The sequence below is a fragment of the Methylobacterium carpenticola genome, assembly GCF_042748905.1.
GTDB classification, from domain to species: Bacteria; Pseudomonadota; Alphaproteobacteria; order Rhizobiales; family Beijerinckiaceae; genus Methylobacterium; species Methylobacterium carpenticola.
Map to the genome: position 1 here is coordinate 1,325,156 of NZ_JBHZEO010000001.1, position 24,607 is coordinate 1,349,762.

The window sequence follows — 24,607 nt, forward strand, 5'->3', positions numbered from 1 at the left end:
ATCCTGCTCGGATCGGCGCGTCAGTACTTGCGGACGATCGGACCCGGGGGCGGCTCGTAGGCGGCGATCGGCGGCATCGGCGCGACCAGGGGCACGCCGAACAGCCAGCGCATGCCGAGCTTGATGTCGTGGGACTCGATGTCCTTGACCTTGATCGGTGCGTAGCTCTGGCCGCAGAAGCAGTTCAGCACGCCGGTGCGCGCCTCGCCGAGATTGAGATAGCGGTAGGCCAGTTCGAGCTTCAGGCCGGGCGTGACCGCGTAGGAGAGACCCGCGTGCAGGGCCCAGGCGAAGCTCGTCGTCGTCTTGGACTTGTAGACGCCGCCGCTCGAGCCGCCCTGCGAGTAGACGTCGCTGCCGACGTTCCCGTTCGCATCGATCAGGTTGTACTTGATCAGGTTGACGCTGTTGTCGGAGAAGCCCGACAGGTGGTTGAAGGCGACGCCGACGCCGCCGCCGACGAACGGGGTCACGCCGTACCACGTGCCGAGATCGGCGTAGACGTTCGCCAGCACGACGGCGGAGGAGAGGTGGCCGTTCGTCGTCTCGTCCGTCTGGTCGGAGAACACGCCGCGCAGCCCGTCCGGGCCCTGCACGGTGTAGGGCGGCGCGTTGATGCGGTCGTTGGCCCGCATCCCGGCCGAGAACCGGTACTCGCCGGTGACGTCGCCGCGCAGCCAGGGATTGACCTGATAGCCGACGCCGATTCCCGCGAAGCCGCCGCCGCCGATCTCGCTGCCGTAATAGTGAACCGGGTCCGGCTGAGGCACCGTCGAGAGATGCGGCTCGGTGTAGATGCTCGCGCCGACATCACCGCGCAGATACCAGCCTCCCCCCATCTCCACCGGCGGCGGGGGCAGCGGTGGCGGAGGCGGTGGGAGCAGGTCGGCCGCGCGGACGAGGCCCGGCGCACCCACCGCCGCGGCGACCGTGACGATGCGCGCCAGCGCGAGTGGCTTGGAGCGGCCCATGACGAATCCTTGATTGAAGGGCCGGGCCGCATGTCGGCGCAGCGGCCTGCCCTGGATAACGTCATGAGTTTCAACGCAAGAGGTAAACCCCCGCTTAACGTTAAACCTTATCCCTACCTGACGATAAACAAGACCGAGTCATGTGCGGGGAAAGACACGGGCCGATCAGGCGGCCGCGCGACGCAGGGCTTCCACGACCTCGTCGACGACCTCGACCACGAGTTCGCGGTTGTCCCCCTCCGCCATCACGCGGATCACCGGCTCGGTGCCGGAGGGGCGGATCACCAGGCGGCCGGCATTGCCGAGCCGCAGGCGGGCGCCCTCGATGGCGGTGACGACGGAATCCTGCCGCAGCGGCTCCCCGGCGCCGTAGCGCACGTTCTTCAGCACCTGCGGCAGCGGGTCGAAGCAGTGGCAGACCTCGCTCACCGGGCGCTGCTGGCGCTGCACCACGGTGAGGAGCTGCAACGCCGCCACCAGCCCGTCGCCGGTGGTGGCGTAGTCGGACATGATGATGTGGCCGGATTGCTCGCCGCCGAGGTTGTAGCCGTGCTCGCGCATGTGCTCGAGGACGTAGCGGTCGCCCACCGCCGTGCGCACGAGGCTGAGGCCGAGGCCGCCGAGATAGCGTTCGAGGCCGAGATTGGACATGATCGTGGCGACGATGCCCGGCTGCGTCAGCCGCTCGTCGTCCCGCCAGGACCGGGCGACCACCGCCATGAGCTGGTCGCCGTCCACCCGCTGGCCCTTCTCGTCCACGACGAGCACCCGGTCGGCGTCGCCGTCGAGGGCGATGCCGATATCGGCGCGCAGCTCGCGCACCTTGTGCACCAGGGCGTCGGGGGCGGTGGAGCCGACGTCGCGGTTGATGTTGAAGCCGTCCGGCTCCGTGCCGATGGCGATGACCTCGGCCCCGAGTTCCCACAAGGTCTCGGGCGCCACCCGGTAGGCGGCGCCGTTGGCGCAGTCCACCACCACGCGCAGGCCGTCGAGGGTGATGTTGCGCGGGAGCGTGCGCTTGGCGAACTCGATGTAGCGGGCATGCACGCTCTCGATCCGCTTCGCGCGCCCGAGATCGGCCGAGCCCGACAGGCGCTTCTGCAGGTCGGAATCGAGCAGGCGCTCGATCTCGTGCTCGACCTCGTCGTTGAGCTTGAAGCCGTCCGGCCCGAACAGCTTGATGCCGTTATCCTCGTAGGGGTTGTGCGAGGCCGAGATCATCACGCCGAGATCGGCGCGCATGGAGCGCGTCAGCATCGCGACGGCCGGTGTCGGCATCGGGCCGAGCAGCAGCACGTCCATGCCCACCGAGGTGAAGCCGGCGACGAGCGCGGTCTCGATCATGTAGCCCGAGAGCCGGGTGTCCTTGCCGATCACCACCCGGTGCCGGTGGTCGCCGCGCTGGAACAGCAGGCCCGCCGCCTGCCCGACCTTGAGGGCGAGTTCCGGGGTGATGACGCCGTTCGCGCGCCCCCGGATTCCGTCGGTTCCGAAGTACTTGCGCAACACCGTCTCCTCGTCTCGGTTCGGTCCGCCTCGCACAGGGCCGGATTCCCCGGCGTGACGCGGCGGCGCCTCCATAGCATCGTGCCGAAGCACGACCATAAACACGCGGCAGCCTAAGACATGGTTGCGCCGGGCTTCCGCCGGCAGCTCCGCTCAGGGCCGGGTCCCGGCGGTGCGGGCATCACGCTCGGGCAGCCAGTCGAGTTCCACGATGGTCTCGCCCTCCTCGCGGTTGAAGCGAAGCGCGGAGTGCCGCATGGCCCGCAGGGACGCCGCCTCCTCGGCGCGGGGGCATTGCACCGGATCGTGGGCGTGCCTCTCCCGGTCGAGTTCCTGGGCGAAGGCCGTGCCGAGGCGGTCCAGCGTCTCCAGGGACGAGAACGGCGCCGACACGTAGACCGTGCGATGCGGGCCCCGGGCGAGGCAGTAGCGCCAATCGGCCAAGGCCGGCGCGGCGAGGATCGACAGGCACAGGGCGAGGATCAGCGGTCTCATCGCAGGGGTCCGGCGCGCCGACCGGCGCTCACCGAACCGCTATCGCCCTCCCATTGCGGCGCGAGGATGGCCGGGCGGCTCAGGCCTCCGCCCGCTCGGCCTCCTCGATCGGCAGCGTCCACACGAGCTCGCCCGCCTCGTCCGTGAGCCACACCAGCGTGGCGTCGTCCGAGAAGAGCTCGTCGGCCCGGCCGAGGGCGCGCGCCGAAGCCTGCCGCACCCCGGCGGCCTCGATCCGCACGTCCTGCAGCGCGCGGCCGACCGTGCCGTGCCGATCCCGCGTGGCGACCTGGAGACGGTAGGTAGGCATGACCTCGAATTCCCGCCGCTTGACGTAGGATCACCCGGGGCACTTACACTCCTTTTGCCGGCTCACTGCAAGGGGGCTTAGGTCCGGGTCCGGCGAATGTCGGGGCGGATGGCGCCGGCCGCGGCGTTGACAACGTCGCGCCGCCGCTTAGGCCTGACGGTCTCACAGGGGGAGACGACCGGATGAGGGTGGCCTGCGTCGGAGAGTGCATGGTGGAGCTGGCCGAGCGTCCGGACGGGGCGCTGGCGCGCGGCTTCGGCGGTGACACCCTCAACACTGCCCTCTATCTCGCGCGTCTCGGTGTCGCGGTGGATTACGTCACCGCCCTCGGCGACGATCCCTGGAGCGAGGAGATGGCCCAGGCCTGGGCGCGTGAGGGCATCGGTCTGGAGCGCGTGCGCCGCCTGCCCGGCCGCATGCCGGGGCTCTACATCATCCGCACCGACGGGGCCGGCGAGCGCAGCTTCCACTACTGGCGCGACAGCGCCGCGGCGCGCGATCTCTTCACCGAGCCGCAGGCCGGCGCCACCCGGGCCGCCCTCGAGACCTACGACGTCGTCTACTTCTCCGGCATCAGCCTCTCGCTCTACGGAGAGGCCGGGCGGGCGGCCCTCGCCGAGACCCTGGCCGCCTTGCGCGCCCGCGGCGGCCGCGCCGCCTTCGACACCAACTACCGGCCGCGCGGCTGGCCCGACCGGGCGCTGGCCCGGGCGGTCTTCCGCGAGGCGATGGCCGCCGCGGACCTGATCTTCGCCTCCGAGGAGGATCTCGACTGGCTCTACGGCGAGACCGGCACGGACGAGGTGCTGCGCCATCGCGGGCGCGCCGAGATCATCCTCAAGGAGAGCAGCGCCCGCACGCCGGTCGCGCGCCTGCTGCACGGGGATCACGAGGAGACCGTGCCCGCCGAGCCGGTCGAGCCCATCGTCGACACCACGGCGGCGGGCGACAGCTTCGCGGCGGGCTATCTGGCGGCGCGCCTCGCCGGCCTGCCGCCCCGCGAGGCTGCGGTCTGCGGCCACCGGCTCGCGGGCGCGGTGATCGGTCATCGCGGCGCCGTGATCCCCGCCGCCGCCATGCCAGCCCTGCCCTTCGGGGCCACCGGAGACAGCGAATGACGAGCCCCGCCGAATCCCGCCTCGCCCGCCTCGACGCGCTCCTCGCCGAGGCGCCCGTGATCCCGGTCATCACCGTGCCGGAGCTGGCGCATGCGGTGCCGCTCGCCCGCGCCCTCGTCGCGGGCGGCATCCGCACCCTCGAGATCACCCTGCGCACGCCCGTGGCCCGCGACGCCGCCCGGGCTATCATCGCGGAGGTGCCGGAGGCGGTGGTCGGGATCGGCACGGTGCTGACGCCGGAGGATCTCCAGGCCGCCCACGACCTCGGCGCGCGCTTCGCGCTCAGCCCGGGCGCCACCCCGGAGCTGCTGCGCGCCGCGGCGGATAGCGACATGGCCTTCATGCCCGGCATCGCGACCCCCTCCGAGCTGATGCAGGTGCTCGCCGCGGGCTTTCGCATCGCCAAGTTCTTTCCCGCCGTGCCGGCGGGCGGGCAGGCGGCGCTGAAGGCCCTCGCGGGGCCCTTCCCGCAGGCCCGCTTCTGCCCGACCGGGGGCATCGGCGAGGCCGATGCCAAGGCGTGGCTGGCGCTGCCGAACGTGGTGGCGGTGGGCGGCTCCTGGCTCGCGCCCGAGGCCGAGATCCGCGAGGGCCGCTTCGCGGCGATCACCGAGCGGGCGCGGCGCACGCTCGCCGGGCTGGCCTGAAGCCCGCACGCGGCGTCGTCTCGCACGAGGCAGAGCCTCGCACGAGGCCTCTGGCGCCGGGCCCCGACCGACGCTACATGAGGGAGGCGGGGCTGCGGGGTGCGTCAGGAGACACATATCCCCGGGGCCTTATCGACTCCCTCGGGAGCTGTCCCCGCCCTGGTCCGTGGACCGGGGCACACGGCGCCCACCTACGCTGTAGGTTTCCCGGGATCGATTCTCCAACGGCTTTCGTGGCTCCGCGCTTCTCCATGTCCGACACGTCCGTCGCTTCCCCCGACAAGGCCCTCCTCCGGAGAGAGGCCCTGTCGCGGCGGGATGAACTCGCCCCCGACATCCGGGCCGAAGCTTCGCGCCGCATCGCGGCCTCGGTGCTCGCCCTGCCCGACCTCGCCCGCGCCGTGCTCGTGAGCGCCTACTGGCCGATCCGCAGCGAGGTCGACGTGCGCCCGCTGATCGCGGCCCTGCGGGAGCGGGGCCAGGCGGTGGCGCTGCCGCAGGTGACGCCCGCAGGACTCGTCTTCAGGCAGGTGACCGATGCCGAGGCCCTGCGGGCGGGCGGCTTCGGCCTCAGCGAGCCGGGTCCGGACGCGCCCGTGGTCCGCCCCCGCGCCCTCCTCGTCCCGCTCGCCGCCTTCGACCGGCGCGGCCACCGCATCGGCTACGGCAAGGGCTATTACGACCGGGCGCTCGCGAGCCTGTCGCAGGACGGACCGATCCTCGCCGTGGGCGTGGCCTTCGCGGTCCAGGAGATCGCCGCCGTGCCCGACAGCCCCCACGACCGCCGCCTCGACCGCGTCGTCACCGAGACGGCCGTGATCGAGCCCACCGGAGCCTGATCCTCATGCGCCTGCTCTTCCTCGGTGACGTGGTCGGGCGGCCGGGCCGCAACGCGGTCGCGGACCGCCTGCCGGGCCTGCGCGAGCGCTGGCGGCTCGACTGCGTGGTGATCAACGGCGAGAACGCGGCGGGCGGGTTCGGCATCACCGAGACGATCTGCGACGAGCTGCTCGACGCGGGCGCCGACGCGGTCACCCTCGGCAACCACTCCTTCGATCAGCGCGAGGCGCTGGTCTTCATCGAGCGCCAGCCGCGCCTCGTGCGCCCCGCCAACTACCCGCCGGGCACGCCGGGCCGCGGCGCCACCGTGGTCGAGACGCGCTCCGGCGCCCGGGTGCTGGTGGTCAACGTGATGGGCCGGATCTTCCTCGACCCCCTGGACGATCCCTTCACGGCCGCCGACCGGGAGGTCTCGGCCTGCCCGCTCGGGCTCGCCGCCGACGCGGTCATCGTCGACGTCCACGCGGAGGCGACGAGCGAGAAGGAGGCCTTCGGCTACTTCCTCGACGGGCGGGCGACCCTGGTCGTCGGCACCCACACCCACGTGCCCACGGCGGATCACCGCATCCTGCCGGGCGGCACCGCCTACCAGTCCGATGCGGGCATGTGCGGCGACTTCGATTCGGTGCTCGGCATGCAGAAGGACGAGCCGGTGCGCCGCTTCTTGCAGAAGACCCCCGGCGCGCGCCTCGAAGCGGCCAGCGGCGAGGGCACCTTGTGCGGGATCGCCGTCGAGACCGACGACGCCACCGGCCTCGCCCGCCGCGTCTCCGCCGTGCGCCTCGGCCCCCATCTCGAAGAGACCTGGCCCCGCCACTGGGACTGAGCCCGCTCCCCGAAACCGTCATGCGTGTTTTGACTGCCGCCGCCGCGGCTTGATCCGCGGGCGCCCAGCCGGCACAGTGCCGCCGGCTGCGCCGGGATCGGTCCGGGCGGGAGCACCACGCGCGCGGCGGCCGGCGCCGCGACCCTGACAGAGCGAGACGAACCACGCGATGGCGGCGAGTGCTGCGTCCCCTCCCCTGACATCGCCCCGGATCTACCTCGTCCGCATGGTGGTGTTCCTGATCCTGGTCGGTTTCCTGGCCTTCGTGCTCTACCGGCAGATCGTTCCCGCCTTCATGGCGAATCCGGGCCTCAACGGCCTGATCCTCGGCGTCCTGTTCATCGCGATCCTGCTCGCCTTCGGCCAGGTGCAGCGCCTCTTCCGCGAGGTCCGCTTCGTCAACCGCACGGCGGCGGGGGAGCAGGGCGCGGGCGAGCCGCGCGTGGTCGCCGCCCTCGCGCCGCTGGTGCGCACGGTGAGCGCGGGGGAGCCGGTCGCGCCGTCGGGCTTCCGCCCGCTCCTCGACACCGTCGCCTCCCGCCTCGACGAGGGCCGCGAGGCCCTGCGCTACATCGCCGGGATCCTGATCCTGCTCGGCCTCCTCGGCACCTTCTGGGGCCTCATCGACACGCTCTCGGCCGTGGGCGGCGTCATCCGCTCGATGCGGGCGGGCGGCGGCGACGCGGCGGTGATGTTCGACGAGCTGAAGAGCGGGCTCGCCGTGCCGCTCTCCGGCATCGGCCTCGCCTTCTCGGCCTCCCTGTTCGGCCTCGCGGGCTCGCTCACCATCGGCTTCCTCGACCTTCAGGCGGGACAGGCGCATAACCGCTTCATCAACCAGCTGGAGGATTGGTTCGCGAGCCGCGCCGGGCCCGAGGCGGCGGCGGGCGTGGTCCTGCCGGCGCGGACCTCGGACGCCTCGCTGCGCGACCTCGCCGAGGCGGTCACGCGGCTTTCCACCCTCGTCGGCGACAGCACCGGCAACAGCCGCTCCAGCACCCAGGCCATGGCGAACCTCGCCGAGGGCATCCAGGGCCTCGTGCAGCACATGCGGGCCGAGCAGCAGATGATCCGCGACTGGGTCGAGGCGCAGGCGAGCCGCGAGCGCGAGCTGAAGCAGGTGCTGGAGCGCCTGAGCCGCGAGCGGGTGGGCTGATGCGCCCGCGCGAGATCGTCGCGCGCCGGGACGCCCGCTGATGGCCGGCCGCGTCCTGCGCCGCGAGCGCTCCCTCAACGTCTGGCCGGGCTACGTCGACGCGCTCACCACGCTGCTGCTCTCGGTCGTCTTCCTGCTGACGATCTTCGTCACCGGCCAGTTCTTCCTCTCGCAGGAGATCACCGGCCGCGACACGGTGCTCGACCGCCTCAACAAGCAGATCGCGGAGCTGACCGATCTCCTGGCCCTCGAGCGCAACGGCCGCCGCGTCCTGGAGGAGACGGCGGCCGCCCTGCGCTCGAATCTCCAGGAATCCGAGTCGGACCGGCGGCGCCTGCAGGAGACCCTGTCGAGCGACCAGGGCGCGCAGGGCAAGGCGACGGAACTCGGGCGCCAGCTCGAGGCCGAGAAGGGCGCCACCGCCCGCGCCCTGTCGCAGGTCGAGCTGCTGAGCCAGCAGATCTCGGCCATGCGCCAGCAGCTGGCGGCGCTGGAGGAGGCCCTCGCCGCCTCCGAGACCCGCGACCGCGAGAGCCAGGCGCGCATCGCCGATCTCGGCAGCCGTCTCAACGTGGCCCTGGCCCAGCGGGTGCAGGAACTCGCCCGCTACCGCTCGGACTTCTTCGGACGCCTGCGGCAGATCCTCGGCAACCGCACGGATATCCGCGTCGTCGGCGACCGCTTCGTGCTGCAATCCGAGGTGCTGTTCGCCGCCGGCCAAGCCACCCTGCGCCCGGAGGCCGGCCCGGAGCTCGACCGCATCGCTGCGGCCATCGTGGAACTCAACCGCCAGATCCCCTCGGACATTCCCTGGGTGCTGCGGGTCGACGGCCACACGGATGCGCGGCCGATCAGCTCCTCGGCCTTTCCGTCGAACTGGGCGCTCTCGGCGGCCCGCGCCATCGCGGTGGTGCAGTACCTCGCGGGCCGCGGCATCCCGCCCCAGCGCCTGCTCGCCGGCGCCTTCGGCGAGTTCCAGCCCCTCGACAGCGGCACCGGCGAGGAAGCCTATGCCCGCAACCGCCGCATCGAGCTGAAGCTGACCGAGCGCTGAGCGGCCGTCGACGCCTCTCTCGTCTCGGCGGCCGGCCGGGTCTATGACAGGCGCTCGGTCATTTGGCCCATCACGCGGTCACGTGACCCATCACTTGGCCGATCACGTGGCCCCGGCCCTCGGGCCCGACGACGAGACACGGACAGCGGCGATGATCGGCGGATGGGCAGTGGTGCTGACGGCGCTCATCTACATCTGCGCCCTGTTCGCCGTGGCCCATTGGGGCGACGTCTCGGGCCGCCGCCTGATGCGCGACGAGCGCGTGCGGCCGACCATCTACGCGCTCTCGCTCGCGGTCTACTGCACGTCGTGGACCTTCTTCGGCTCGGTGGGCCTCGCGAGCCGCTCGGGCCTCGACTTCCTGACGATCTATGTCGGCCCGGTTCTCGTGATCGGCCTCGGGCACCGGATGGTCGCCCGGGTGGTGCGCATCGCCAAGGCCCAGAACTCCACCTCCATCGCCGACTTCGTGGCCGCGCGCTACGGCAAGAGCGAGCGCATCGCCGCCCTCGTCTGCCTCATCGCCATCGTCGGGGCGATCCCCTACATCGCCCTCCAGTTGCGCGCGGTGGCCGCCTCGCTCCAGGTCTTCCTGCACGCGACCGATGGGGCCGGCGCCGGCATCCAGAACCTGATGGGCGATCTCGGCCTGTTCACCGCCCTGGTCCTCGCGGGCTTCGCGGTGGCCTTCGGGACGCGGCACGCCGACGCGACCGAGCACCAGGACGGCCTCACCCTGGCCATCGCCCTCGAATCGCTGGTCAAGCTCCTGGCCTTCCTGGTGGTCGGCGGCTTCGTGATCGGCTGGATCCTGCGCGACGCGCCGGTGGTGACGCCCGAGGCGATGGCGAGCGGCGCCGCCTCCCTCGCCGCGGACACCTCCGGCACCGGCACCCTGCTGATCCAGACCCTGCTCTCGGCCTGCGCGGTCCTGCTGTTGCCGCGCCAGTTCCACATGGCGGTGGTCGAGAACCGGGCGGTGGCCGATGTGGGGCGGGCGGCCTGGACCTTCCCGCTCTACCTCGTGCTCATCAACCTCTTCGTCGTGCCCCTCGCGGTCGTCGGGCTGATGCTGTTTCCGGACGGCACCGTGGCGCGGGACATGACCGTGCTCGCCCTGCCCCTCGCGGAGCGGGCGGACGGGATCGCGCTCATCGCCTTCATCGGCGGCCTCTCGGCCGCGACCGCCATGGTGATCGTGGAATCGGTCGCGGTGGCGATCATGATCTCCAACCACCTCGTGATCCCGGTGGTGCTGCGCCGCCGGCCGGGCGGCGGCGCGTCGAATCTCGGCGGCGTCGTGCTGGGCGTGCGCCGTGTCGCCATCGTCGTGGTGATCCTGGCGGCCTACGCGTATTCCCGGGTCGCGGGCGAGGTGGCGCTCTCGGCGATCGGCCTCCTGTCCTTCGCGGCGGTGGCGCAGATCGCCCCGGCCTTCCTCGGCGGGATCCTGTGGCGCCGCGGGACCGGGCTCGGTGCGGCGGCGGGCCTCACCATCGGCCTCGCGGTCTGGGCCTACACGCTGCTCCTGCCGAGCCTGTTCGGGGAGGGGCCGGACGCTCTCGCCGCCGAGCTTCTCCGCGCCGGGCCGTTCGGGATCGAGGCCCTGAGCCCGACCGCCCTGATGGGCCTCGACGAGCTGCCGCGCCTCGTCCACGGCACGCTCTGGAGCCTCGGCCTCAACGCGCTGGCCTATGTGGGCTTCTCCCTGCTGCGCGCGCCGAGCGCGATCGAGCGCCTGCAGGCCGAGGCCTTCGGCCACGAGGGCGCGCAGGGCGCCCCGAGCTTCCGCCTCTTCCGCGGCATGCTGACCTTCGGCGAGGTGCATCACGCGGTGGCCCGCTTCCTCGGGGAGGAGCGCACCGCCCGGGCCTTCGAGGAGTTCTTCGTCGCGAGCGGGCGCGCGCCGCTCCGGGCCGACGCGGTGGCGGGATTGGCCGAGCTGCGCCACGCCGAGCATCTCCTGGCCTCGGCCATCGGCGCGGCCTCGGCGCGCCTCGCCTTCTCGCTGCTGCTGGGCCGGCGCACCGTCTCGCCGCAGGCGGCGCTGCGCCTTCTCGACGACGCCTCGGCGGCCTTCCAGTACAGCCGGGACCTGCTGCAGCAGGGCCTCGACCATGCCGGCCAGGGCATCACGGTGTTCGACCGCGACATGACCCTGATCGCCTTCAACCGCGCCTTCGCCGACCTCTACGACCTGCCGAGCGACATGATCCGCACCGGCACGCCGCTCGAGGAGATCGTGCGCTTCAACGCCTCCCGCGGCACCTATGGCGGCCGGCAGGCGGACGATCTCGTGCGCGAGCGCATCGCCTCCTTCCGGCAGGAGACCGGGCCGCAGCGCCTGCGCCTGCATCCGAGCGGACGCGTGATCGAGATCCGGGCGAATCCGCTGCCGAACGGGGGCGTGGTCGCGACCTACACGGACGTCACCGACGCGGTCGCCGCCGAGGAGGCGCGCATGCGCCTCAACGAGGAGCTGGAGCGCCGCGTGCGCGAGCGGACCGAGGAACTCACCCGCCTCAACGAGGAGCTGACCCGGGCCAAGGGCGAGGCGGACGAGGCCAACGCCTCGAAGACGCGCTTCCTCGCCGCGGCGAGCCACGACATCCTCCAGCCGCTGAACGCGGCGCGGCTCTACGCCACCGCCCTGGTGGAGCGGGATCGCGCGGGCGATCCGTCGCTTGCCGAGAACGTCGACGCCTCGCTGGACGCGGTGGAGGAGATCCTCACCACCCTCCTCGACATCTCCCGCCTCGATACCGGCGCGCTCAAGCCGCAATTCTCGACCTTCCGGGTATCGGAGCTGCTGCGCCAGATCCGGCGCGAATTCGAGCCGATGGCCCGCGAGAAGGGGCTCACGCTCACCGTGATGCCCTGCACGCTGGTGATCCGCTCGGACCGGCCGCTCCTGCGGCGGCTGCTCCAGAACCTCGTCTCGAACGCCATCAAGTACACGCCCCAGGGCCGCGTCCTGGTGGGCGCGCGGCGGCGGGGCGACCGCCTCGCGCTGGTGGTCGGCGACACCGGTCTCGGCATCCCGGCTTCCAAGCAGAAGGTGGTGTTCCAGGAATTCCAGCGGCTCGACCAGGGCGCCAAGGTGGCCCGTGGCCTCGGCCTCGGCCTGTCGATCGTGGAGCGGGCGGCGCGCCTCCTCGATCACCCGGTCTCGCTGCGCTCGGTGCCGGGGCGCGGTTCGGTGTTCTCGGTGGCGGTGCCGCTCGCCGCCCTGCGCCCGGCACCGGAGGCGGCCGTCGAGGCGCCGCGCCCGGCGAGCGCCGCCCTGGCGGGGCTGTCGGTGCTCGCCGTCGACAACGAGCCGGCCATCATCGACGGCATGGCGCGGCTTCTGACGAGCTGGGGCTGCCGGGTCGAGACCGCGGGCTCCTTCGGCGAGGCCGTCCAGCAGGTGCTCGCCGGGCGCCTGCGGCCCGAGGTCATCGTTGCCGATTATCACCTCGACGAGGGCAACGGCCTCGACCTGATCGGGGCCCTGCGGGCCGCCCTGGCGGCGGACGTACCGGCCGTCCTGCTCACCGCCGACCGCTCGCCGCCGGTGCGCGACACCGCTGCGGCCCAGCGCGTCCATCTCCTCACCAAGCCGCTCAAGCCGGCCGCCCTGCGCGCGCTGCTCACCCAATGGCAGGCGGCACGGGCGGCTCCGGCGTGAGATGCCCTTGATCGCGCGGGGCGTCGGATCAGTGGCGCACCCACATCACCCGGGCCATCCAGGCGATGAGGGCGGCGGGCAGCATCCGCTCGGGCTCGCCGGGCGCGATCGCGGCGAATTCCGCCGCGCGGGCGGTGCGGCGGCGCAGATCGCCGGCGAGCAGCGTGCCGTCGCTGAGGCAGGCGAGCGTGCGGTCGCCGCGGCGGACCGGGGCCGCCGCGCAGACCACGAGGACGCTGCCGTCATGGTAGAGGGGCATCAGACCGTCCCCCTCCACCTCGATGGCGAAGCACTTCTGCGTCCCCAGATCCGGGAAATCCAGCTCCTCCCAGCCCTTCAGCGCCGGCAGACCGTCCGGCCCGACCTGCCGGCTCGTGGCCAGCGCCGTGCTGCCGATCAGCGGCAGGACCGGGGCCGGCGCGATCGCGCGCGGCTCGATGAGTTGCAGGAACTCGTCGAGGGAGGCGCCCGTGGCACGCAGGATCTTGGCCAGCGATTCCGTCGAGGGCCAGCGCTTCCGGCCGTCCGGCGCGACGCGCTTCGAGCGGTTGAAGCTCGTCGCGTCGAGACCGGCCCGGCGGGCGAGGCCCGAAGGCGTCAGACCGTGGCGTTGCGCGAGATGGTCGATCGCCAGCCAAATGCGCTCGTGAGACAACATGGGCGGAGTATCCGCGAGGGTGCGCAACAGATCAGCGATCTATCCACGCGGACCCTATCCTCGGGTCAGCGGAAACGCAAAGCTTTCGGCGCCGCTGCCGCTGACTCGGGCCGCGGGTCCCCACTCATCACAGGATTCTCGCATGCCCCTCATCTACAAGATCGCGCCGAGCGCCCTGTGGCGGGAGGCCGAGGCGCGTGGCGAATTCACCGGAGCGCCGGTCGACCTTGCGGACGGCTACATCCATTTCTCCACGGCCGCGCAGGTGCGGGAGACCGCGGCGCGCCACTTCGCCGGCCAGGAGGACCTCGTGCTCGCGGCCATCGAGGCGGAGGCGCTCGGCGGCGCCCTGCGCTATGAGCCCTCGCGCGGTGGCGACCTGTTCCCGCATCTCTACGGAACGCTGCCGCTCGGCGCGGTTCGCTCCGTCGTTCCCCTGCCCCTCGGGCCGGACGGACGGCACCGCTTTCCCGCAACCCTCGACGGCTGATCCGCCTTGCTCGCCTCCCTCTTCCCCCTCGCCCGCCCCGTCCTGCACGCCATCGACGCGGAGACCGCCCATCGCCTCACGATCCGGGCGCTCTCCCTGCTGCCGGCCGTCCCCGCCCCGGCGGACGATCCGCGCTTGGCGGTCTCGGTGTTCGGCCGGCGCTTCCCCAACCCGGTCGGCCTCGCGGCGGGCTTCGACAAGGGCGCCGAGGCGCCGGACGCCCTGCTCGGGCTCGGCTTCGGCTTCGTGGAGGTGGGCGGCGTGGTGCCTCAACCCCAGCCCGGCAACCCGCGCCCCCGGGTGTTCCGCCTCGCGGGCGACGGGGCGGTCATCAACCGGTTCGGCCTCAACAGCGAGGGGCTCGCGGTGGTGAGCCGGCGCCTCGCGGCGCGGGCGGGCCGGCCGGGCCTCATCGGCGCGAATATCGGGGCGAACAAGGAGGCGTCCGACCGGCTCGCCGACTACGTCGCCTGCACGCAGACCCTCGCGGGGCTGGTGGATTTCATCACCGTCAACGTGTCCTCGCCCAACACGCCGGGCCTGCGCGACCTCCAGGGCGAGGCCTTCCTCGACGATCTGCTCGCCCGGGTCGTGGCGGCCCGGGACGAGGCGGACCGGCCCCGGCGCACGGCGATCCTGCTCAAGATCGCCCCCGACATCACCCTCGACGCCCTCGACGCCATGGCGGCCACCGCCCTGCGGCGCGGGGTCGAGGCGCTGGTGATCTCGAACACCACGGTGGCCCGGCCCTCGAGCCTGACCGAGCGCACCCTCGCGGCCGAGACCGGCGGCCTCTCGGGGCGCCCGCTCTTCGCGCCGTCGACCCGGCTCCTGGCCGAGGCGTATCTGCGGGTCGGCGACCGCCTGCCGCTCGTCGGCGTCGGGGGGGTCGATTCGGCGGAGGCCGCCTGGACCAAGATCCGGGCGGGCGCGAGCCTCGTGCAGCTCTATTCCGCCCTGGTCTATGCCGGGCCGGGCCTCGTCCGCACGATCAAGGCCGGGCTCGCCGAGCGTCTCGCCCGCGAGGGCACGAGCCTCGCGGCGGTCGTCGGGCGCGAGGCCGCCGAGCTTGCCCGGATGGCGTGATCCGGCCTCCGCTCAGCGCGCGGGCATGGGCTGCGCGCCGAGCGGCACCTGCGGGAAGGCGGCGCGCGCGAGCCGCGGGTAGAGCAGCGCCTGCCCGAGGCCGCGCGCGGCCAGGAAGGTCAGGATCGCGAGCCAGAGCCCGGTATTGCCGAGGCCGTGGATCGCGGCGAGGACCACCAGATAGGCCGCGAGCGCGGCGACCATCAGGTTGCGCATCGGCCGGGTCCAGGTCGCGCCGATATAGATCCCGTCGAAGGCGAAGGCGGCCGCCGCGACGAGGGGCGTGAGGGCCGCGAAGGGCAGGTAGAGCCGCGCGACGGCGCGCACCTCCGGATTGGTCGTCACCGCGTCGATGAAGAGGCCGCCCGTCGTCAGGAACAGCACCGAGACGGCGAGCCCGAAGCCGATGCACCATCCCACGGCGTAGCGCACCGCGCGCCGGAAGGTCTCCTCCTCCCGGGCGCCGAGCGCCTGCCCGCACAGCACCTCGGCGGCGGTGGCGAAGCCGTCGAGGAAGAAGCTGCCGACGAGGAAGAGGTTCTGCAGCACCGCGTTGGCCGCGAGGGTGAGGTCGCCGGCCCGGGCGCCGAGCGCGGAGAACAGGCCGAAGGCGATGATGATGGCGATGGTGCGCACCATGACGTCGCCGTTCACCGCGAGCATGCGCAGGAGCCCGGCCCGCTCCAGCACCTCCCCCCGCGCGACCCGCCAGGGCCGGGCGCCGAGCCGCCGCAGCACGAGAAGGCCGAGGAGGAAGCCGAAGGCCTCGGCGGCGACGGTGGCGAGCGCCGCCCCCGCCACCCCGAGATCGAAACCCAGCACCAGCGCCACGGTGAGCGCGATGTTGAGGAGGTTCATGGCGACCTGGAGGGCGAGGCCGAGATCGGTGCGCCCGCGCCCGAGCGTCGAGCCCAGCACCGCGTAGTTGGCGAGGGTGAAGGGCGCCGCGAAGATCCGGATGCCGAAATAGGTCGAGAGGGCCGCGGTCACCGCGGGGCTCGCGCCCGCGAGCGCGAAGGCCGCAGCGCCGAGGGGCGCCTGCGCCGCCACCATCGCGAGCCCGACGAGGCCCGCGACGACGAGGGCCCGGGCGAGCGCCCGGTCGATCTCCGCAGTATCCCCCGCGCCGGCGGCCTGGGCGGTGAGCCCGGCGGTCGCCATGCGCAGGGATCCGAAGGTCCAGAACAGGTAGTCGAAGATCACCGCCCCGAGGGCCAGCGCTCCGAGGAGCGCGGCGTCGCCGAGCCGCCCGATCGCCGCCGCCCCGACGACGCCGAGGAGCGGCGTCGTCACGTTGGCGAGCGTCATCGGGAGCGCCAGCGCCAGGACGCGGCGGTTGGTCACCATGGGCGCGGAGCCGACCTGCATGGGATCTTACCGCCCGCCCGAGAGGAGCCGCGAGAGGAGCCAGAGCGGCACGACCACGACGGCGCCGGCCACGAGCCACGCGCCGGCATCGTGGAAGGTGGAGAAGCCGAGTTCGGCCAGTGCCCGCACCGTGTCGTAGGCGTGGAAGTAGAGCGCCCGCGGCGTGATCCCGACCATCGCCATGCCCGCGCCCACGAGAAGCGACAGGAAGACGAGCTTGACGAACACGGTGGCCGGCGAGCCGCCGAGGAAGCGGCGCAGCTCCGAGCCGGCGCGCCGGGCGCCGGATCCGTCGTGGGCTCCCCGCGGATCGTGCGAGTGGCCGGGCGGCATGGTGAATCTGGGGTCGGACATCGGATCCTCGGGACCGGAGCGGGGGCGGGATCGGGGCTCCCGGCTGCGGCGAACCGCACACACTTCCCCGCAAATGTGCATCTGGTGCGTTACGTCGCCTCGCGGCGCGTCGTAAAGATGGCAAGCTTTCTCGCCCGCACTAGGTCGGCGGGCGAAATTCCGACGACCGACAAGTCCGACGACCGACAAGGGAGACGCCCGCAGCCGCCGGGCGGTGACGAGACCGGAGCATGATCGATCACGCGCTCTTCGACCCTGCCAAGGCCGATCCGGATGCCGAGCGGCTGAACCGCGAGATCATGGCGGCGCAAGCCCGCGCGCCCGATCCCTGGTCGCTTCCCATCGCCGAGGTGCGGGCCATGCGCCGCCAGGGCAGCATCGCCGTGCCGGAGATGCCCCGGAGCGCCCGGGCCGAGACGATGACCATTCCGGGGCCGGGCGGGCCCATCACGCTGCGGGTGATCCGCCCGGTGCGCAAGGCCCGCGGCGCCTACCTGCACATCCATGGCGGCGGCTGGATCTGGGGCGCCTGCGACGAGCAGGACCCCTGGCTGGAGCGGATCGCCGACCGCTGCGGCTTCGTCTGCATCTCGGTGGAGTACCGGCTCGCCCCGGAGCACCCCTATCCGGCGCCGATCGACGATTGCGAGGCCGCCGCCCTGTGGCTGCACACGGAGGGGCGCAAGCTGTTCGGGGTCGAGGCCCTGACGGTCGGCGGCGAATCGGCGGGGGCCCATCTCGCGGTGATGACCCTGCTGCGCCTGCGCGACCGGCACAAGCTGCCGAAGGCCTTCCGCGGCGCCAACCTGTTCTCGGGCCTCTACGATCTCGGCGTCACCGCCAGCGCCCGGAACTGGGGCGAGGAGCGCCTCGTCCTCAACTCGCGCGACATACGTCATTTCGCGGACGGGTTCGTGCCCGAGGGCGTGCCGCGCCGCTCGCCGGACGTCTCGCCGCTCTACGCCGACCTGAAGGGGCTTCCCCCGGCCCTGTTCTCGGTGGGCACCCGCGACCCGCTCCTCGACGACACCCTGTTCATGTCGATGCGCTGGGCGGCCGCGAACAACGGCGGCTACACGGCAGTCTATACGGGTGGATGCCACGTCTTCATCCGCTACCCGCTCGCCATGACCGAGCGGGCCCTCGAACTGATCGAGCGCTTCCTGATGGCGCTGGCCTGAGGGCGGCCGGGGCGCTCAGGCCTCGCGGGCGACGGTCGTGCCGACGGGCGTGGTCTGCGCGGCCTGGGTCTCGCGGGCATAGGTCTTGGCGCGCAGGGCCGCTTCGGACGGAAGCTGGTCGAGCACCGATCCCGAGGACGGATCGATCACCTGGAACACCATCTGCTGCGCGTCGACGTCGCGCCGGTAGCGCACCTGCGATTGCGCGGCTTCGGCCGGTGCGCCGTCCGCGATGATGCGCTTCGCCTCGGGGCTGAGGTCGAGCGTGACGGCTTCGTCGAGCGGCGCCTTCTCGGCGCCGCGGCTGGCCGGGCGTTCCGTCGGCGGTGGTTCCGCCTCGATCGGGGCCGGCGCGGACGGCGCCGGCCAGGACCGGATCTCGAGCATCGAGAATCCCCTTGAGTTCATGTGTCGGGATCAGAAACCCTTCGTCCCTACCCGGTCCTTAACGGGCCGGCACAACTGATTAGTTGTGTTAAAGGCAAGTTAACGCGGCGCAGTTGATTTGCGGCGGAAGCGTCGCCGATCGCCGGAGCCCGCTCCGAGGGCGGCGCCGCGCGCGGCGCCGCCCTCCGTCATCACGGCGCGGCGTCGACGTAGAGCTTGCCGCCCTCGGCCAGGAACTCGGCCGATTTCGCCGCCATGCCGGCGGCCCGGTCCGCCTCGCTCAGCCCGGGCGCGGCCCCCACCACCGTGCCGGCCGCCTCCATGGCCAGCACGTCCGCCCGCAGGTCCTGCGTGATCTTCATCGAGCAGAATTTCGGCCCGCACATCGAGCAGAAATGCGCGACCTTGTGGGCGTCCTTCGGCAGGGTCTCGTCGTGGTAGGCGCGCGCGGTGTCGGGATCGAGCGAGAGGTTGAACTGGTCCTCCCAGCGGAAGTCGAACCGGGCGCGGGAGAGGGCGTCGTCGCGCAGCTGCGCGGCCGGGTGGCCCTTGGCGAGGTCGGCGGCGTGGGCGGCGATCTTGTAGGTGATCACCCCGGTCTTCACGTCGTCGCGGTTCGGCAGGCCGAGATGCTCCTTGGGCGTCACGTAGCAGAGCATCGCGGTGCCGAACCAGCCGATCATCGCCGCGCCGATGCCCGAGGTGATGTGGTCGTAGCCGGGGGCGATGTCGGTGGTCAGCGGGCCGAGCGTGTAGAACGGCGCCTCGCCGCATTCGCGCAGCTGCTTCTCCATGTTGACCTTGATCTTGTGCATCGGCACGTGGCCGGGGCCCTCGATCATCACCTGGCAGCCCTTCGCCCAGGCCACCTTGGTCAGCTCGCCCAGCGTCTCCAGTTCCGCGAACTGCGCCGCGTCGTTGGCATCCGCGATCGAGCCCGGGCGCAGGCCGTCGCCGAGGGAGAACGACACGTCGTAGGCCCGGCAGATGTCGCAGATCTCCTCGAACCGCTCGTAGAGGAACGATTCGCGGTGCCCGGCGAGGCACCAGCGCGCCATGATCGAGCCGCCGCGCGAGACGATGCCGGTGACGCGCCGCGCGGTGAGCGGCACGTGGGCGAGGCGCACGCCCGCATGGATGGTGAAGTAGTCGACGCCCTGTTCGGCCTGCTCGATCAGCGTGTCCTTGAACACCTCCCAGTCGAGCTTGAGCGGGTCGCCGCCGACCTTCTCCAGCGCCTGATAGATCGGCACGGTGCCGATCGGCACGGGCGCGTTGCGCAGGATCCAGCCGCGGATGTTGTGGATGTTGCGGCCCGTCGAGAGGTCCATGACGGTGTCGGCGCCCCAGCGGATCGCCCAGACCATCTTCTCGACCTCCTCGGCGGCGGACGAGGTCACGGCCGAGTTGCCGATATTGGCGTTGATCTTGACCAGGAAGTTGCGGCCGATGGCCATCGGCTCGAGTTCGGTGTGGTTGATGTTGGCCGGGATGATGGCGCGGCCGCGGGCGACCTCGTCGCGCACGAATTCCGGCGTGATGAAGGGCGGGACCGCCGCGCCGAAGCTCTCGCCGTCCGCGAGCTTGGCCTCGGCCTGCTCCAGCATCGCCCGGCGGCCGAGATTCTCGCGGTGGGCGACGTAGATCATCTCCTCGGTGACGATCCCGGCCCGGGCGAACTCGTACTGGGTCACGATCTGGCCCGGCGCCGCCCTGCGGATGGTGCGCGCGGCCGGGCACGGCGCGACGAGGCGGTCCTCGCCGACGAAGCCGTTATCCTCGGGCTTCACGGCGCGGGGCGTCACCGTGCCGTAGCCGCGGGCCGCGATCCAGGCCGCACGCGTTTCGGGCAGGCCGGCGGCGAGATCGATCCGGGCGTCGCTCTCGGTGTAGGGGCCGGAGGGATCGTAGACCCGCACCGGCGCCTCGGACGGATCGCTGAGGGCGATCTCGCGCAGGGGCACCCGGATGTCAGGCCGCCCCTCGGGACTGGCATAGACCTTGGCGGAGCCGGCGATGGGCCCGGTGGTCACGCTCTGCGGCAGGCCTTTGGGCGGAATGACGGGGGCGTTCATGGATCTCTCCCGGGTTCGAGGAGATCCGGTCAGTGACCGTGGTGTCGCGGGGGGCGTCTCGCATCGTGGTTCCTGTCCCTCCGCCGGTATGAACCGGATCAGGTTCAAGGGTCAGGGCGCGTCGAGCCCACTCTCAGCCCCTTGCGGGGCTCCCCTCGGAACATCCGAACTCTCCTTGGCCGTCGCGAGTTTGTCAATCGCGCGCCATCCGCCGCAGCGCGGGGCCTCGCGGGACATCCCTGCGCCCCCCACATCGGGCAGGGTTTTCGAGCGGAGCGGGCGGGTGGGACGGCGGGAACGGCGGTGGCGGGACGACGATCCGGCGACACACGGCCCCGCCGTTCCGGCCGCGGTGATCTGCCCGCTCTGCGAGCGGCGGATCCCGCCGCATTCCCGCCAGAGCCGCCACCACCTCACCCCGAAGCTGAAGGGCGGCACCCATGGCGGGACGGTGCAGCTGCATCAGATCTGCCATTCCGCGATCCATGCCCGCTACAGCGAGGCCGAGATCGCCCGCCGCCTCGCCGACGTCGCGAGCCTGCGCGACGATCCGGAGATCGCGCGGTTCCTGGCCTGGGTGCGCACCAAGCCCGACGACTTCCACGCCGCAACCCGCCTGACCCGCTCGCGCCGCGACGCCAAACGTCAACCACGCTGAGCGGAAGATCCCGTCAACCTTCCCGCAATTCTCACGAGATCCGACAGGAGGCCTTTACGGCTGCGGGGCGACGATGGGCCGACCCGCGTCCGAGCTTGCCGAGACCCCGCATGTCCGATCCATCCGCCCGCCCGTCCGGCCGCCTCGCCTGGGTGGATGTCGCCAAGGGCATCTGCATCATCCTCGTGGTGATGATGCATTCCACGCTCGGCGTCGGCGAGGCCATGGGGGGCGAGGGCTTCCTGCACGCGGTCGTGGCCTTCGCCAAGCCGTTCCGGATCCCGGATTTCTTCCTGCTCTCGGGGCTGTTCGTCGGGCGGGTGCTCGACCGGGAGTGGCGCCTCTTCGCGGACCGCCGGGTCGTGCATTTCGCCTATTTCTACCTGCTCTGGACGCTGATCCAGTCGGCGGTGAAGTACGGGCCGATCACGGACGGTGCCGGCCCCGGCGCCTTCGCGCTCCACCTCGCCCACGCCCTGGTCGAGCCCTATTCGACGCTGTGGTTCATCTATCTGCTGGCGGTTTTCTCGGTCGTCACCAAGCTCCTGCGCCGGGTGCCCTGGCCGCTCCTCCTCGGGGCCGCCGCGGTCCTGGAGATCCTGCCGATCGAGACCGGCTGGCTCGTGATCGACGAGTTCTGCGAGCGCTACGTCTACTTCCTGGGCGGGGCGCTGTTCGCCGAGCGGATCTTCGCGCTGGCGGATGGCGCCCGGCGCCGCGCCGCGCCGGCCCTCGCCGGGCTTTCCGCCTGGGCGCTGGTCGACGGGGTCCTGGCCTTCACGCCCTCGCCCCTGCCCGGCTTCCCGACCCTGGCGAGCCTGCCGGGGGTGAGCCTGCTCCTCGGCGCGGCGGGGGCCCTCGCCATCGTGGCGAGCGCGGCGCTCCTCACCCGCGCGGGCGGCCCGGTCACGGCGGCCCTGCGCCACTGCGGCGAGCGCTCGATCGTGATCTACCTCGCCTTCTTCCTGCCGATGGCCGCGACCCGGATCGCGCTCCTGAAGACCGGCGCGATCCCGGATGTGGGCGTGGCCTCGCTCGGGGTGACGGTGGTTGCCGTGGCGGTTCCGCTGGTGATCGAACGGCTGGTGCGCGACACGCCGGCGCGGTTCCTGTTCGTGCGCCCGAAGGCGTTCCACATCGTGCCGGAGCGGGCGCGGCCGGCACCGGCCGGCGTGCATGAGCCGGCCTCCGCCTGAACGGGCGTGGGAAGAGGAGCACGGGGCTCCTCTCCCATGGTTGTCTCAGCGCGTCACCCATACCGGGTCGGCGAGCCCGATCCGGTGATCCGGGCCCGCCCGAGGCCGTCTCAGCCGCCCGCCAGCAGGCCCTTCACGAGGCCGCTCGCCTTGGCGAAGTCCATCCGCCCGGTATATTTCGCCTTGAGCGCGCCGATGACCTTGCCCATGTCCTTCGGGCTCGCCGCACCGGTCTCGGCGATGGCGGACTCGATCGCCGCGCGGGTCTCGGCCTCGTCCATCTGCTGAGGCAGGAAGGCGGCGATGATCGCGGCCTCGGCCCGCTCGGCGGCGGCGAGTTCGGGACGCTCGCCCTGCTCGTAGAGCGTGGCCGATTCGTTGCGCTGCTTGATCATCTTCTGGAGCACGCCGAGGATCTCCTCGTCGGAGAGCGGCTCCTTGCCGAGGCCGCGGGCCTCGATGTCCTTGTCCTTGAGGGCGGCCTGGATGAGGCGGACGGTGGCGAGCTTCGCCTTGTCGCCAGCCTTCATGGCCTCCTTCATCTCGGCGGTGAGGCGCTCCCGCAGCATGATCGTCCGGTCTCCGTGTCAGTCGAGGAACTTGAGGCGAGGAACTTGAGGGTGGTGCGCGGCATGCCCACATTGACCCCATCGGGGAACGCCCCTTAAGACGCCGGGCCGGATACATCCGCACGGCCCGCCCTCGGGTGTGTCAGCCGTCCGCGCGACATAAGCGAGATCACGATCATGCTGCAAGACGAAGCCGCGGGCGCTCCCGCGCCCCACGACGGCTGGGCAGAGCCGGTCGCCACCGCCCTGCTGGTGCTCGCCGACGGCACGATCCTCGAAGGCTTCGGCATCGGCGCCACCGGCGAGGCGGCGGGCGAGGTCTGCTTCAACACCGCGATGACCGGCTACCAGGAGATCCTGACGGATCCCTCCTATGCGGGCCAGATCGTCACCTTCACCTTCCCGCATATCGGCAATGTCGGCACCAACGACGAGGATCTGGAGAGCCTCGATGCGGCGCCGGCCTCGGGCGTGCGCGGCGCGGTGATCGCCGCCGCGGTGACGAATCCGTCGAACTGGCGCTCGTCGAGCCATCTCGACGCCTGGCTGAAGGCGCGCGGCATCATCGGCATCACGGGCGTCGACACACGGGCGCTCACCGCGCTGATCCGCGACCGCGGCATGCCGAACGCCATGATCGCCAACGATCCGGAGGGCCGCTTCGACCGCGAGGCGCTGAAGGCCAAGGCGCGCGAACTGCCCTCCATGGAGGGGCTCGACCTCGTGCCGCCGGTGACGAGCCGCGAATCCTCCGCCTGGGGCGAGACCGTCTGGGAACTCGGCCAGGGTTACGGCAGCCGCAAGCCCGGCGAGGGGTTGCGGGTGGTCGCGATCGATTACGGCGTGAAGCGCAACATCCTGCGGCTCCTCACCCAGGCGGGCTGCGACGTCACCGTCGTGCCGGCCACGGCGACGGCCGAGGAGATCCTGGCCCTGAAGCCGGACGGCGTCTTCCTGTCGAACGGCCCCGGCGATCCGGCCGCGACGGGCGAGTACGCGGTGCCGGTGATCCGCACCCTGCTCGACCGGAAGATCCCGACCTTCGGCATCTGCCTCGGCCACCAGCTCATGGGTCTCGCTCTCGGCGGGCGCACCGTGAAGATGGGCCAGGGCCATCACGGCGCGAACCACCCGGTGAAGGACAAGACCACCGGCAAGGTGGAGATCGTGTCGATGAACCACGGCTTCGCGGTCGATCCGCAGAGCTTGCCGGAGACGGTCGTGGAGACGCACGTCTCGCTGTTCGACGGCTCGAATTGCGGCCTCAGCCTCACGGACCGGCCGGCCTTCTCGGTGCAGCACCACCCGGAGGCGTCGCCCGGCCCGCGCGACAGCCACTATCTCTTCGACCGCTTCGTCTCGCTGATCCGCGAAACGAAGGGCAGCAACGCCTGACATCCGCCGGGGCGAGGTGGTGCTCGCCGCCCGCCCCGGTGCCCGTCCCGACCGGGTTCGCCTCCCGCCGTCCGGCCGCCGCCCAGCCGCGAGCGACCTCTCCGCGCCGCGCGGCCAAGCGCCCCAAGATACGTCGGCGGTACCGTTCGTCTTCGTACCGTATTGCTCTATACATCGCTTGATTTTGCGGCGAACTGCTTGTGTGCGAACTCCGCAACACAGATGCGGTGCTGCAACATGATCTGATTTAACGATTTATTAACCATGCTGTCGCAGCTTCGTCCCACAACAACAAGTCAGAACGCTTGGGGGTGTTTCAGCCTTCAGAGGGAGAAGAGCATGGAGCGAGCGATCACTCTTGCGGATGCCGAACGCCGGCTGGTCATCGAGACTCTCATTCGCTGCCGCGGCAACCGCACGCGTGCCGCCCAACAACTCGGGATCTCTGTGCGGACGATTCGCAACAAGATCTCGGAATACAAGAAAATCGGGATCTGTCTTCCCGTCTACGCGGAAATCATCGACACGAAGCAGCTTGAGATCGCCAATCTCAACTGAGCGTTCGCGCGGCCGAGACGATGTCACGCCGGCGACACC

General features: G+C 71.7%; 24 protein-coding genes, 1 other RNA gene and 1 riboswitch. Of the genes, 15 read left to right on the forward strand and 10 right to left on the reverse strand.

Annotated elements, in window-relative coordinates; all coding sequences use genetic code 11:
• Nucleotides 1-20: 20 nt before the first annotated feature.
• From ACE101_RS06385 to ACE101_RS06400, 4 genes are all read right to left on the reverse strand, one after another.
• Nucleotides 21-971, reverse strand: a complete 951-nt coding sequence (locus tag ACE101_RS06385) for an outer membrane protein (protein ID WP_379126932.1) — start codon at nucleotides 969-971, stop codon at nucleotides 21-23.
• Between the two features lie 165 nt (nucleotides 972-1,136).
• Nucleotides 1,137-2,477 (reverse strand): phosphoglucosamine mutase, encoded by a 1,341-nt coding sequence (gene glmM / locus ACE101_RS06390; RefSeq protein ID WP_379126934.1) that lies wholly within the window; start codon nucleotides 2,475-2,477, stop codon nucleotides 1,137-1,139.
• A gap of 153 nt (nucleotides 2,478-2,630) precedes the next feature.
• Nucleotides 2,631-2,972 (reverse strand): hypothetical protein, encoded by a 342-nt coding sequence (locus ACE101_RS06395; RefSeq protein ID WP_379126936.1) that lies wholly within the window; start codon nucleotides 2,970-2,972, stop codon nucleotides 2,631-2,633.
• Nucleotides 2,973-3,051: 79 nt separating this feature from the next.
• Nucleotides 3,052-3,282, reverse strand: a complete 231-nt coding sequence (locus tag ACE101_RS06400) for a hypothetical protein (protein ID WP_379126938.1) — start codon at nucleotides 3,280-3,282, stop codon at nucleotides 3,052-3,054.
• 182 nt (nucleotides 3,283-3,464) lie between these two features.
• Here ACE101_RS06400 and ACE101_RS06405 point away from each other — a divergent pair, with 182 nt between their 5' ends.
• From ACE101_RS06405 to ACE101_RS06440, 8 genes are all read left to right on the forward strand, one after another.
• Complete coding sequence (locus ACE101_RS06405) at nucleotides 3,465-4,400, forward strand: sugar kinase (protein WP_379126939.1); 936 nt, start codon at nucleotides 3,465-3,467, stop codon at nucleotides 4,398-4,400.
• A complete protein-coding gene (eda, locus tag ACE101_RS06410) occupies nucleotides 4,397-5,047 on the forward strand; it encodes a bifunctional 4-hydroxy-2-oxoglutarate aldolase/2-dehydro-3-deoxy-phosphogluconate aldolase (protein ID WP_379126941.1) in 651 nt (216 codons plus the stop codon). Before ACE101_RS06405 ends, eda begins: the two co-directional genes overlap by 4 nt.
• Before the next feature lie 86 nt (nucleotides 5,048-5,133).
• Nucleotides 5,134-5,291, forward strand: a non-coding RNA gene (ssrS, locus tag ACE101_RS06415) — 6S RNA.
• Between the two features lie 7 nt (nucleotides 5,292-5,298).
• The gene (locus ACE101_RS06420; protein ID WP_379126943.1) at nucleotides 5,299-5,886 is read left to right on the forward strand and encodes a 5-formyltetrahydrofolate cyclo-ligase; all 588 of its coding nucleotides are present in this window, start codon (nucleotides 5,299-5,301) and stop codon (nucleotides 5,884-5,886) included.
• Nucleotides 5,887-5,891: 5 nt separating this feature from the next.
• Nucleotides 5,892-6,713 carry a TIGR00282 family metallophosphoesterase gene (locus ACE101_RS06425; RefSeq protein ID WP_379126945.1) on the forward strand — a complete coding sequence of 274 codons (822 nt, stop codon included), beginning with the start codon at nucleotides 5,892-5,894 and terminating at the stop codon, nucleotides 6,711-6,713.
• A gap of 169 nt (nucleotides 6,714-6,882) precedes the next feature.
• On the forward strand, nucleotides 6,883-7,869 hold the full coding sequence (locus ACE101_RS06430; protein ID WP_379126947.1) for a flagellar motor protein MotA: 987 nt from the start codon (nucleotides 6,883-6,885) through the stop codon (nucleotides 7,867-7,869).
• A gap of 40 nt (nucleotides 7,870-7,909) precedes the next feature.
• Complete coding sequence (locus tag ACE101_RS06435; protein WP_379126949.1) at nucleotides 7,910-8,923, forward strand: peptidoglycan -binding protein; 1,014 nt, start codon at nucleotides 7,910-7,912, stop codon at nucleotides 8,921-8,923.
• A gap of 151 nt (nucleotides 8,924-9,074) precedes the next feature.
• Nucleotides 9,075-12,593, forward strand: a complete 3,519-nt coding sequence (locus ACE101_RS06440) for a NahK/ErcS family hybrid sensor histidine kinase/response regulator (protein WP_379126951.1) — start codon at nucleotides 9,075-9,077, stop codon at nucleotides 12,591-12,593.
• A gap of 28 nt (nucleotides 12,594-12,621) precedes the next feature.
• Here ACE101_RS06440 and ACE101_RS06445 read toward each other — a convergent pair whose 3' ends face one another.
• Entirely contained in the window at nucleotides 12,622-13,251 is a 630-nt protein-coding gene (locus ACE101_RS06445) for a S24 family peptidase (protein ID WP_379126953.1), read from the reverse strand.
• Between the two features lie 142 nt (nucleotides 13,252-13,393).
• On the opposite strand from ACE101_RS06445, the gene ACE101_RS06450 reads away from it, so the two are divergent.
• Together ACE101_RS06450 and ACE101_RS06455 are read left to right on the forward strand one after the other, a co-directional pair.
• On the forward strand, nucleotides 13,394-13,741 hold the full coding sequence (locus ACE101_RS06450) for a DUF952 domain-containing protein (protein ID WP_379126954.1): 348 nt from the start codon (nucleotides 13,394-13,396) through the stop codon (nucleotides 13,739-13,741).
• Nucleotides 13,742-13,747: 6 nt separating this feature from the next.
• Nucleotides 13,748-14,827 carry a quinone-dependent dihydroorotate dehydrogenase gene (locus ACE101_RS06455; protein ID WP_379126956.1) on the forward strand — a complete coding sequence of 360 codons (1,080 nt, stop codon included), beginning with the start codon at nucleotides 13,748-13,750 and terminating at the stop codon, nucleotides 14,825-14,827.
• A 12-nt stretch (nucleotides 14,828-14,839) separates the two neighbouring features.
• Here the strand turns inward: ACE101_RS06455 and ACE101_RS06460 are convergent, their stop codons facing one another.
• Together ACE101_RS06460 and ACE101_RS06465 are read right to left on the reverse strand one after the other, a co-directional pair.
• Entirely contained in the window at nucleotides 14,840-16,195 is a 1,356-nt protein-coding gene (locus ACE101_RS06460) for an MATE family efflux transporter (protein ID WP_379126958.1), read from the reverse strand.
• 6 nt (nucleotides 16,196-16,201) lie between these two features.
• Nucleotides 16,202-16,549, reverse strand: a complete 348-nt coding sequence (locus tag ACE101_RS06465) for a DUF6460 domain-containing protein (RefSeq protein WP_379126960.1) — start codon at nucleotides 16,547-16,549, stop codon at nucleotides 16,202-16,204.
• A 230-nt stretch (nucleotides 16,550-16,779) separates the two neighbouring features.
• Here ACE101_RS06465 and ACE101_RS06470 point away from each other — a divergent pair, with 230 nt between their 5' ends.
• Entirely contained in the window at nucleotides 16,780-17,730 is a 951-nt protein-coding gene (locus tag ACE101_RS06470; RefSeq protein ID WP_379126962.1) for an alpha/beta hydrolase, read from the forward strand.
• A 15-nt stretch (nucleotides 17,731-17,745) separates the two neighbouring features.
• On the opposite strand, the gene ACE101_RS06475 is transcribed toward ACE101_RS06470, so the two are convergent.
• Nucleotides 17,746-18,117, reverse strand: a complete 372-nt coding sequence (locus ACE101_RS06475) for a flagellar protein FlaG (RefSeq protein WP_379126964.1) — start codon at nucleotides 18,115-18,117, stop codon at nucleotides 17,746-17,748.
• Nucleotides 18,118-18,308: 191 nt separating this feature from the next.
• Nucleotides 18,309-20,192, reverse strand: coding sequence for a phosphomethylpyrimidine synthase ThiC (thiC, locus tag ACE101_RS06480; RefSeq protein ID WP_379126965.1), 1,884 nt, complete (start codon nucleotides 20,190-20,192; stop codon nucleotides 18,309-18,311).
• A gap of 57 nt (nucleotides 20,193-20,249) precedes the next feature.
• Nucleotides 20,250-20,358: riboswitch (TPP riboswitch) on the reverse strand.
• Between the two features lie 117 nt (nucleotides 20,359-20,475).
• On the opposite strand from thiC, the gene ACE101_RS06485 reads away from it, so the two are divergent.
• Together ACE101_RS06485 and ACE101_RS06490 are read left to right on the forward strand one after the other, a co-directional pair.
• Entirely contained in the window at nucleotides 20,476-20,850 is a 375-nt protein-coding gene (locus ACE101_RS06485; protein ID WP_379126967.1) for an HNH endonuclease family protein, read from the forward strand.
• A 110-nt stretch (nucleotides 20,851-20,960) separates the two neighbouring features.
• Entirely contained in the window at nucleotides 20,961-22,046 is a 1,086-nt protein-coding gene (locus ACE101_RS06490; RefSeq protein WP_379126969.1) for an acyltransferase family protein, read from the forward strand.
• Between the two features lie 110 nt (nucleotides 22,047-22,156).
• Here ACE101_RS06490 and ACE101_RS06495 read toward each other — a convergent pair whose 3' ends face one another.
• Nucleotides 22,157-22,615 carry a GatB/YqeY domain-containing protein gene (locus tag ACE101_RS06495; RefSeq protein WP_379126971.1) on the reverse strand — a complete coding sequence of 153 codons (459 nt, stop codon included), beginning with the start codon at nucleotides 22,613-22,615 and terminating at the stop codon, nucleotides 22,157-22,159.
• 177 nt (nucleotides 22,616-22,792) lie between these two features.
• On the opposite strand from ACE101_RS06495, the gene carA reads away from it, so the two are divergent.
• Nucleotides 22,793-24,010: a glutamine-hydrolyzing carbamoyl-phosphate synthase small subunit gene (gene carA / locus ACE101_RS06500; RefSeq protein WP_379126973.1), complete on the forward strand. Its 1,218-nt coding sequence runs from the start codon at nucleotides 22,793-22,795 to the stop codon at nucleotides 24,008-24,010.
• 339 nt (nucleotides 24,011-24,349) lie between these two features.
• Nucleotides 24,350-24,568, forward strand: a complete 219-nt coding sequence (locus ACE101_RS06505; protein WP_379126975.1) for a helix-turn-helix domain-containing protein — start codon at nucleotides 24,350-24,352, stop codon at nucleotides 24,566-24,568.
• Nucleotides 24,569-24,607 lie beyond the last annotated feature (39 nt).

Coding starts and splice junctions, on each gene's coding strand:
- ACE101_RS06385 (WP_379126932.1), bottom strand. CDS start 971: ATGGGCCGCTCCAAGCCACTCGCGCTGGCGCGCATCGTCACGGTCGCC.
- ACE101_RS06395 (WP_379126936.1), bottom strand. CDS start 2,972: ATGAGACCGCTGATCCTCGCCCTGTGCCTGTCGATCCTCGCCGCGCCG.
- ACE101_RS06400 (WP_379126938.1), bottom strand. CDS start 3,282: ATGCCTACCTACCGTCTCCAGGTCGCCACGCGGGATCGGCACGGCACG.
- ACE101_RS06405 (WP_379126939.1), top strand. CDS start 3,465: ATGAGGGTGGCCTGCGTCGGAGAGTGCATGGTGGAGCTGGCCGAGCGT.
- eda (WP_379126941.1), top strand. CDS start 4,397: ATGACGAGCCCCGCCGAATCCCGCCTCGCCCGCCTCGACGCGCTCCTC.
- ACE101_RS06420 (WP_379126943.1), top strand. CDS start 5,299: ATGTCCGACACGTCCGTCGCTTCCCCCGACAAGGCCCTCCTCCGGAGA.
- ACE101_RS06425 (WP_379126945.1), top strand. CDS start 5,892: ATGCGCCTGCTCTTCCTCGGTGACGTGGTCGGGCGGCCGGGCCGCAAC.
- ACE101_RS06430 (WP_379126947.1), top strand. CDS start 6,883: ATGGCGGCGAGTGCTGCGTCCCCTCCCCTGACATCGCCCCGGATCTAC.
- ACE101_RS06435 (WP_379126949.1), top strand. CDS start 7,910: ATGGCCGGCCGCGTCCTGCGCCGCGAGCGCTCCCTCAACGTCTGGCCG.
- ACE101_RS06440 (WP_379126951.1), top strand. CDS start 9,075: ATGATCGGCGGATGGGCAGTGGTGCTGACGGCGCTCATCTACATCTGC.
- ACE101_RS06445 (WP_379126953.1), bottom strand. CDS start 13,251: ATGTTGTCTCACGAGCGCATTTGGCTGGCGATCGACCATCTCGCGCAA.
- ACE101_RS06450 (WP_379126954.1), top strand. CDS start 13,394: ATGCCCCTCATCTACAAGATCGCGCCGAGCGCCCTGTGGCGGGAGGCC.
- ACE101_RS06460 (WP_379126958.1), bottom strand. CDS start 16,195: ATGCAGGTCGGCTCCGCGCCCATGGTGACCAACCGCCGCGTCCTGGCG.
- ACE101_RS06465 (WP_379126960.1), bottom strand. CDS start 16,549: ATGTCCGACCCCAGATTCACCATGCCGCCCGGCCACTCGCACGATCCG.
- ACE101_RS06470 (WP_379126962.1), top strand. CDS start 16,780: ATGATCGATCACGCGCTCTTCGACCCTGCCAAGGCCGATCCGGATGCC.
- ACE101_RS06475 (WP_379126964.1), bottom strand. CDS start 18,117: ATGCTCGAGATCCGGTCCTGGCCGGCGCCGTCCGCGCCGGCCCCGATC.
- thiC (WP_379126965.1), bottom strand. CDS start 20,192: ATGAACGCCCCCGTCATTCCGCCCAAAGGCCTGCCGCAGAGCGTGACC.
- ACE101_RS06490 (WP_379126969.1), top strand. CDS start 20,961: ATGTCCGATCCATCCGCCCGCCCGTCCGGCCGCCTCGCCTGGGTGGAT.
- ACE101_RS06495 (WP_379126971.1), bottom strand. CDS start 22,615: ATGCTGCGGGAGCGCCTCACCGCCGAGATGAAGGAGGCCATGAAGGCT.
- carA (WP_379126973.1), top strand. CDS start 22,793: ATGCTGCAAGACGAAGCCGCGGGCGCTCCCGCGCCCCACGACGGCTGG.
- ACE101_RS06505 (WP_379126975.1), top strand. CDS start 24,350: ATGGAGCGAGCGATCACTCTTGCGGATGCCGAACGCCGGCTGGTCATC.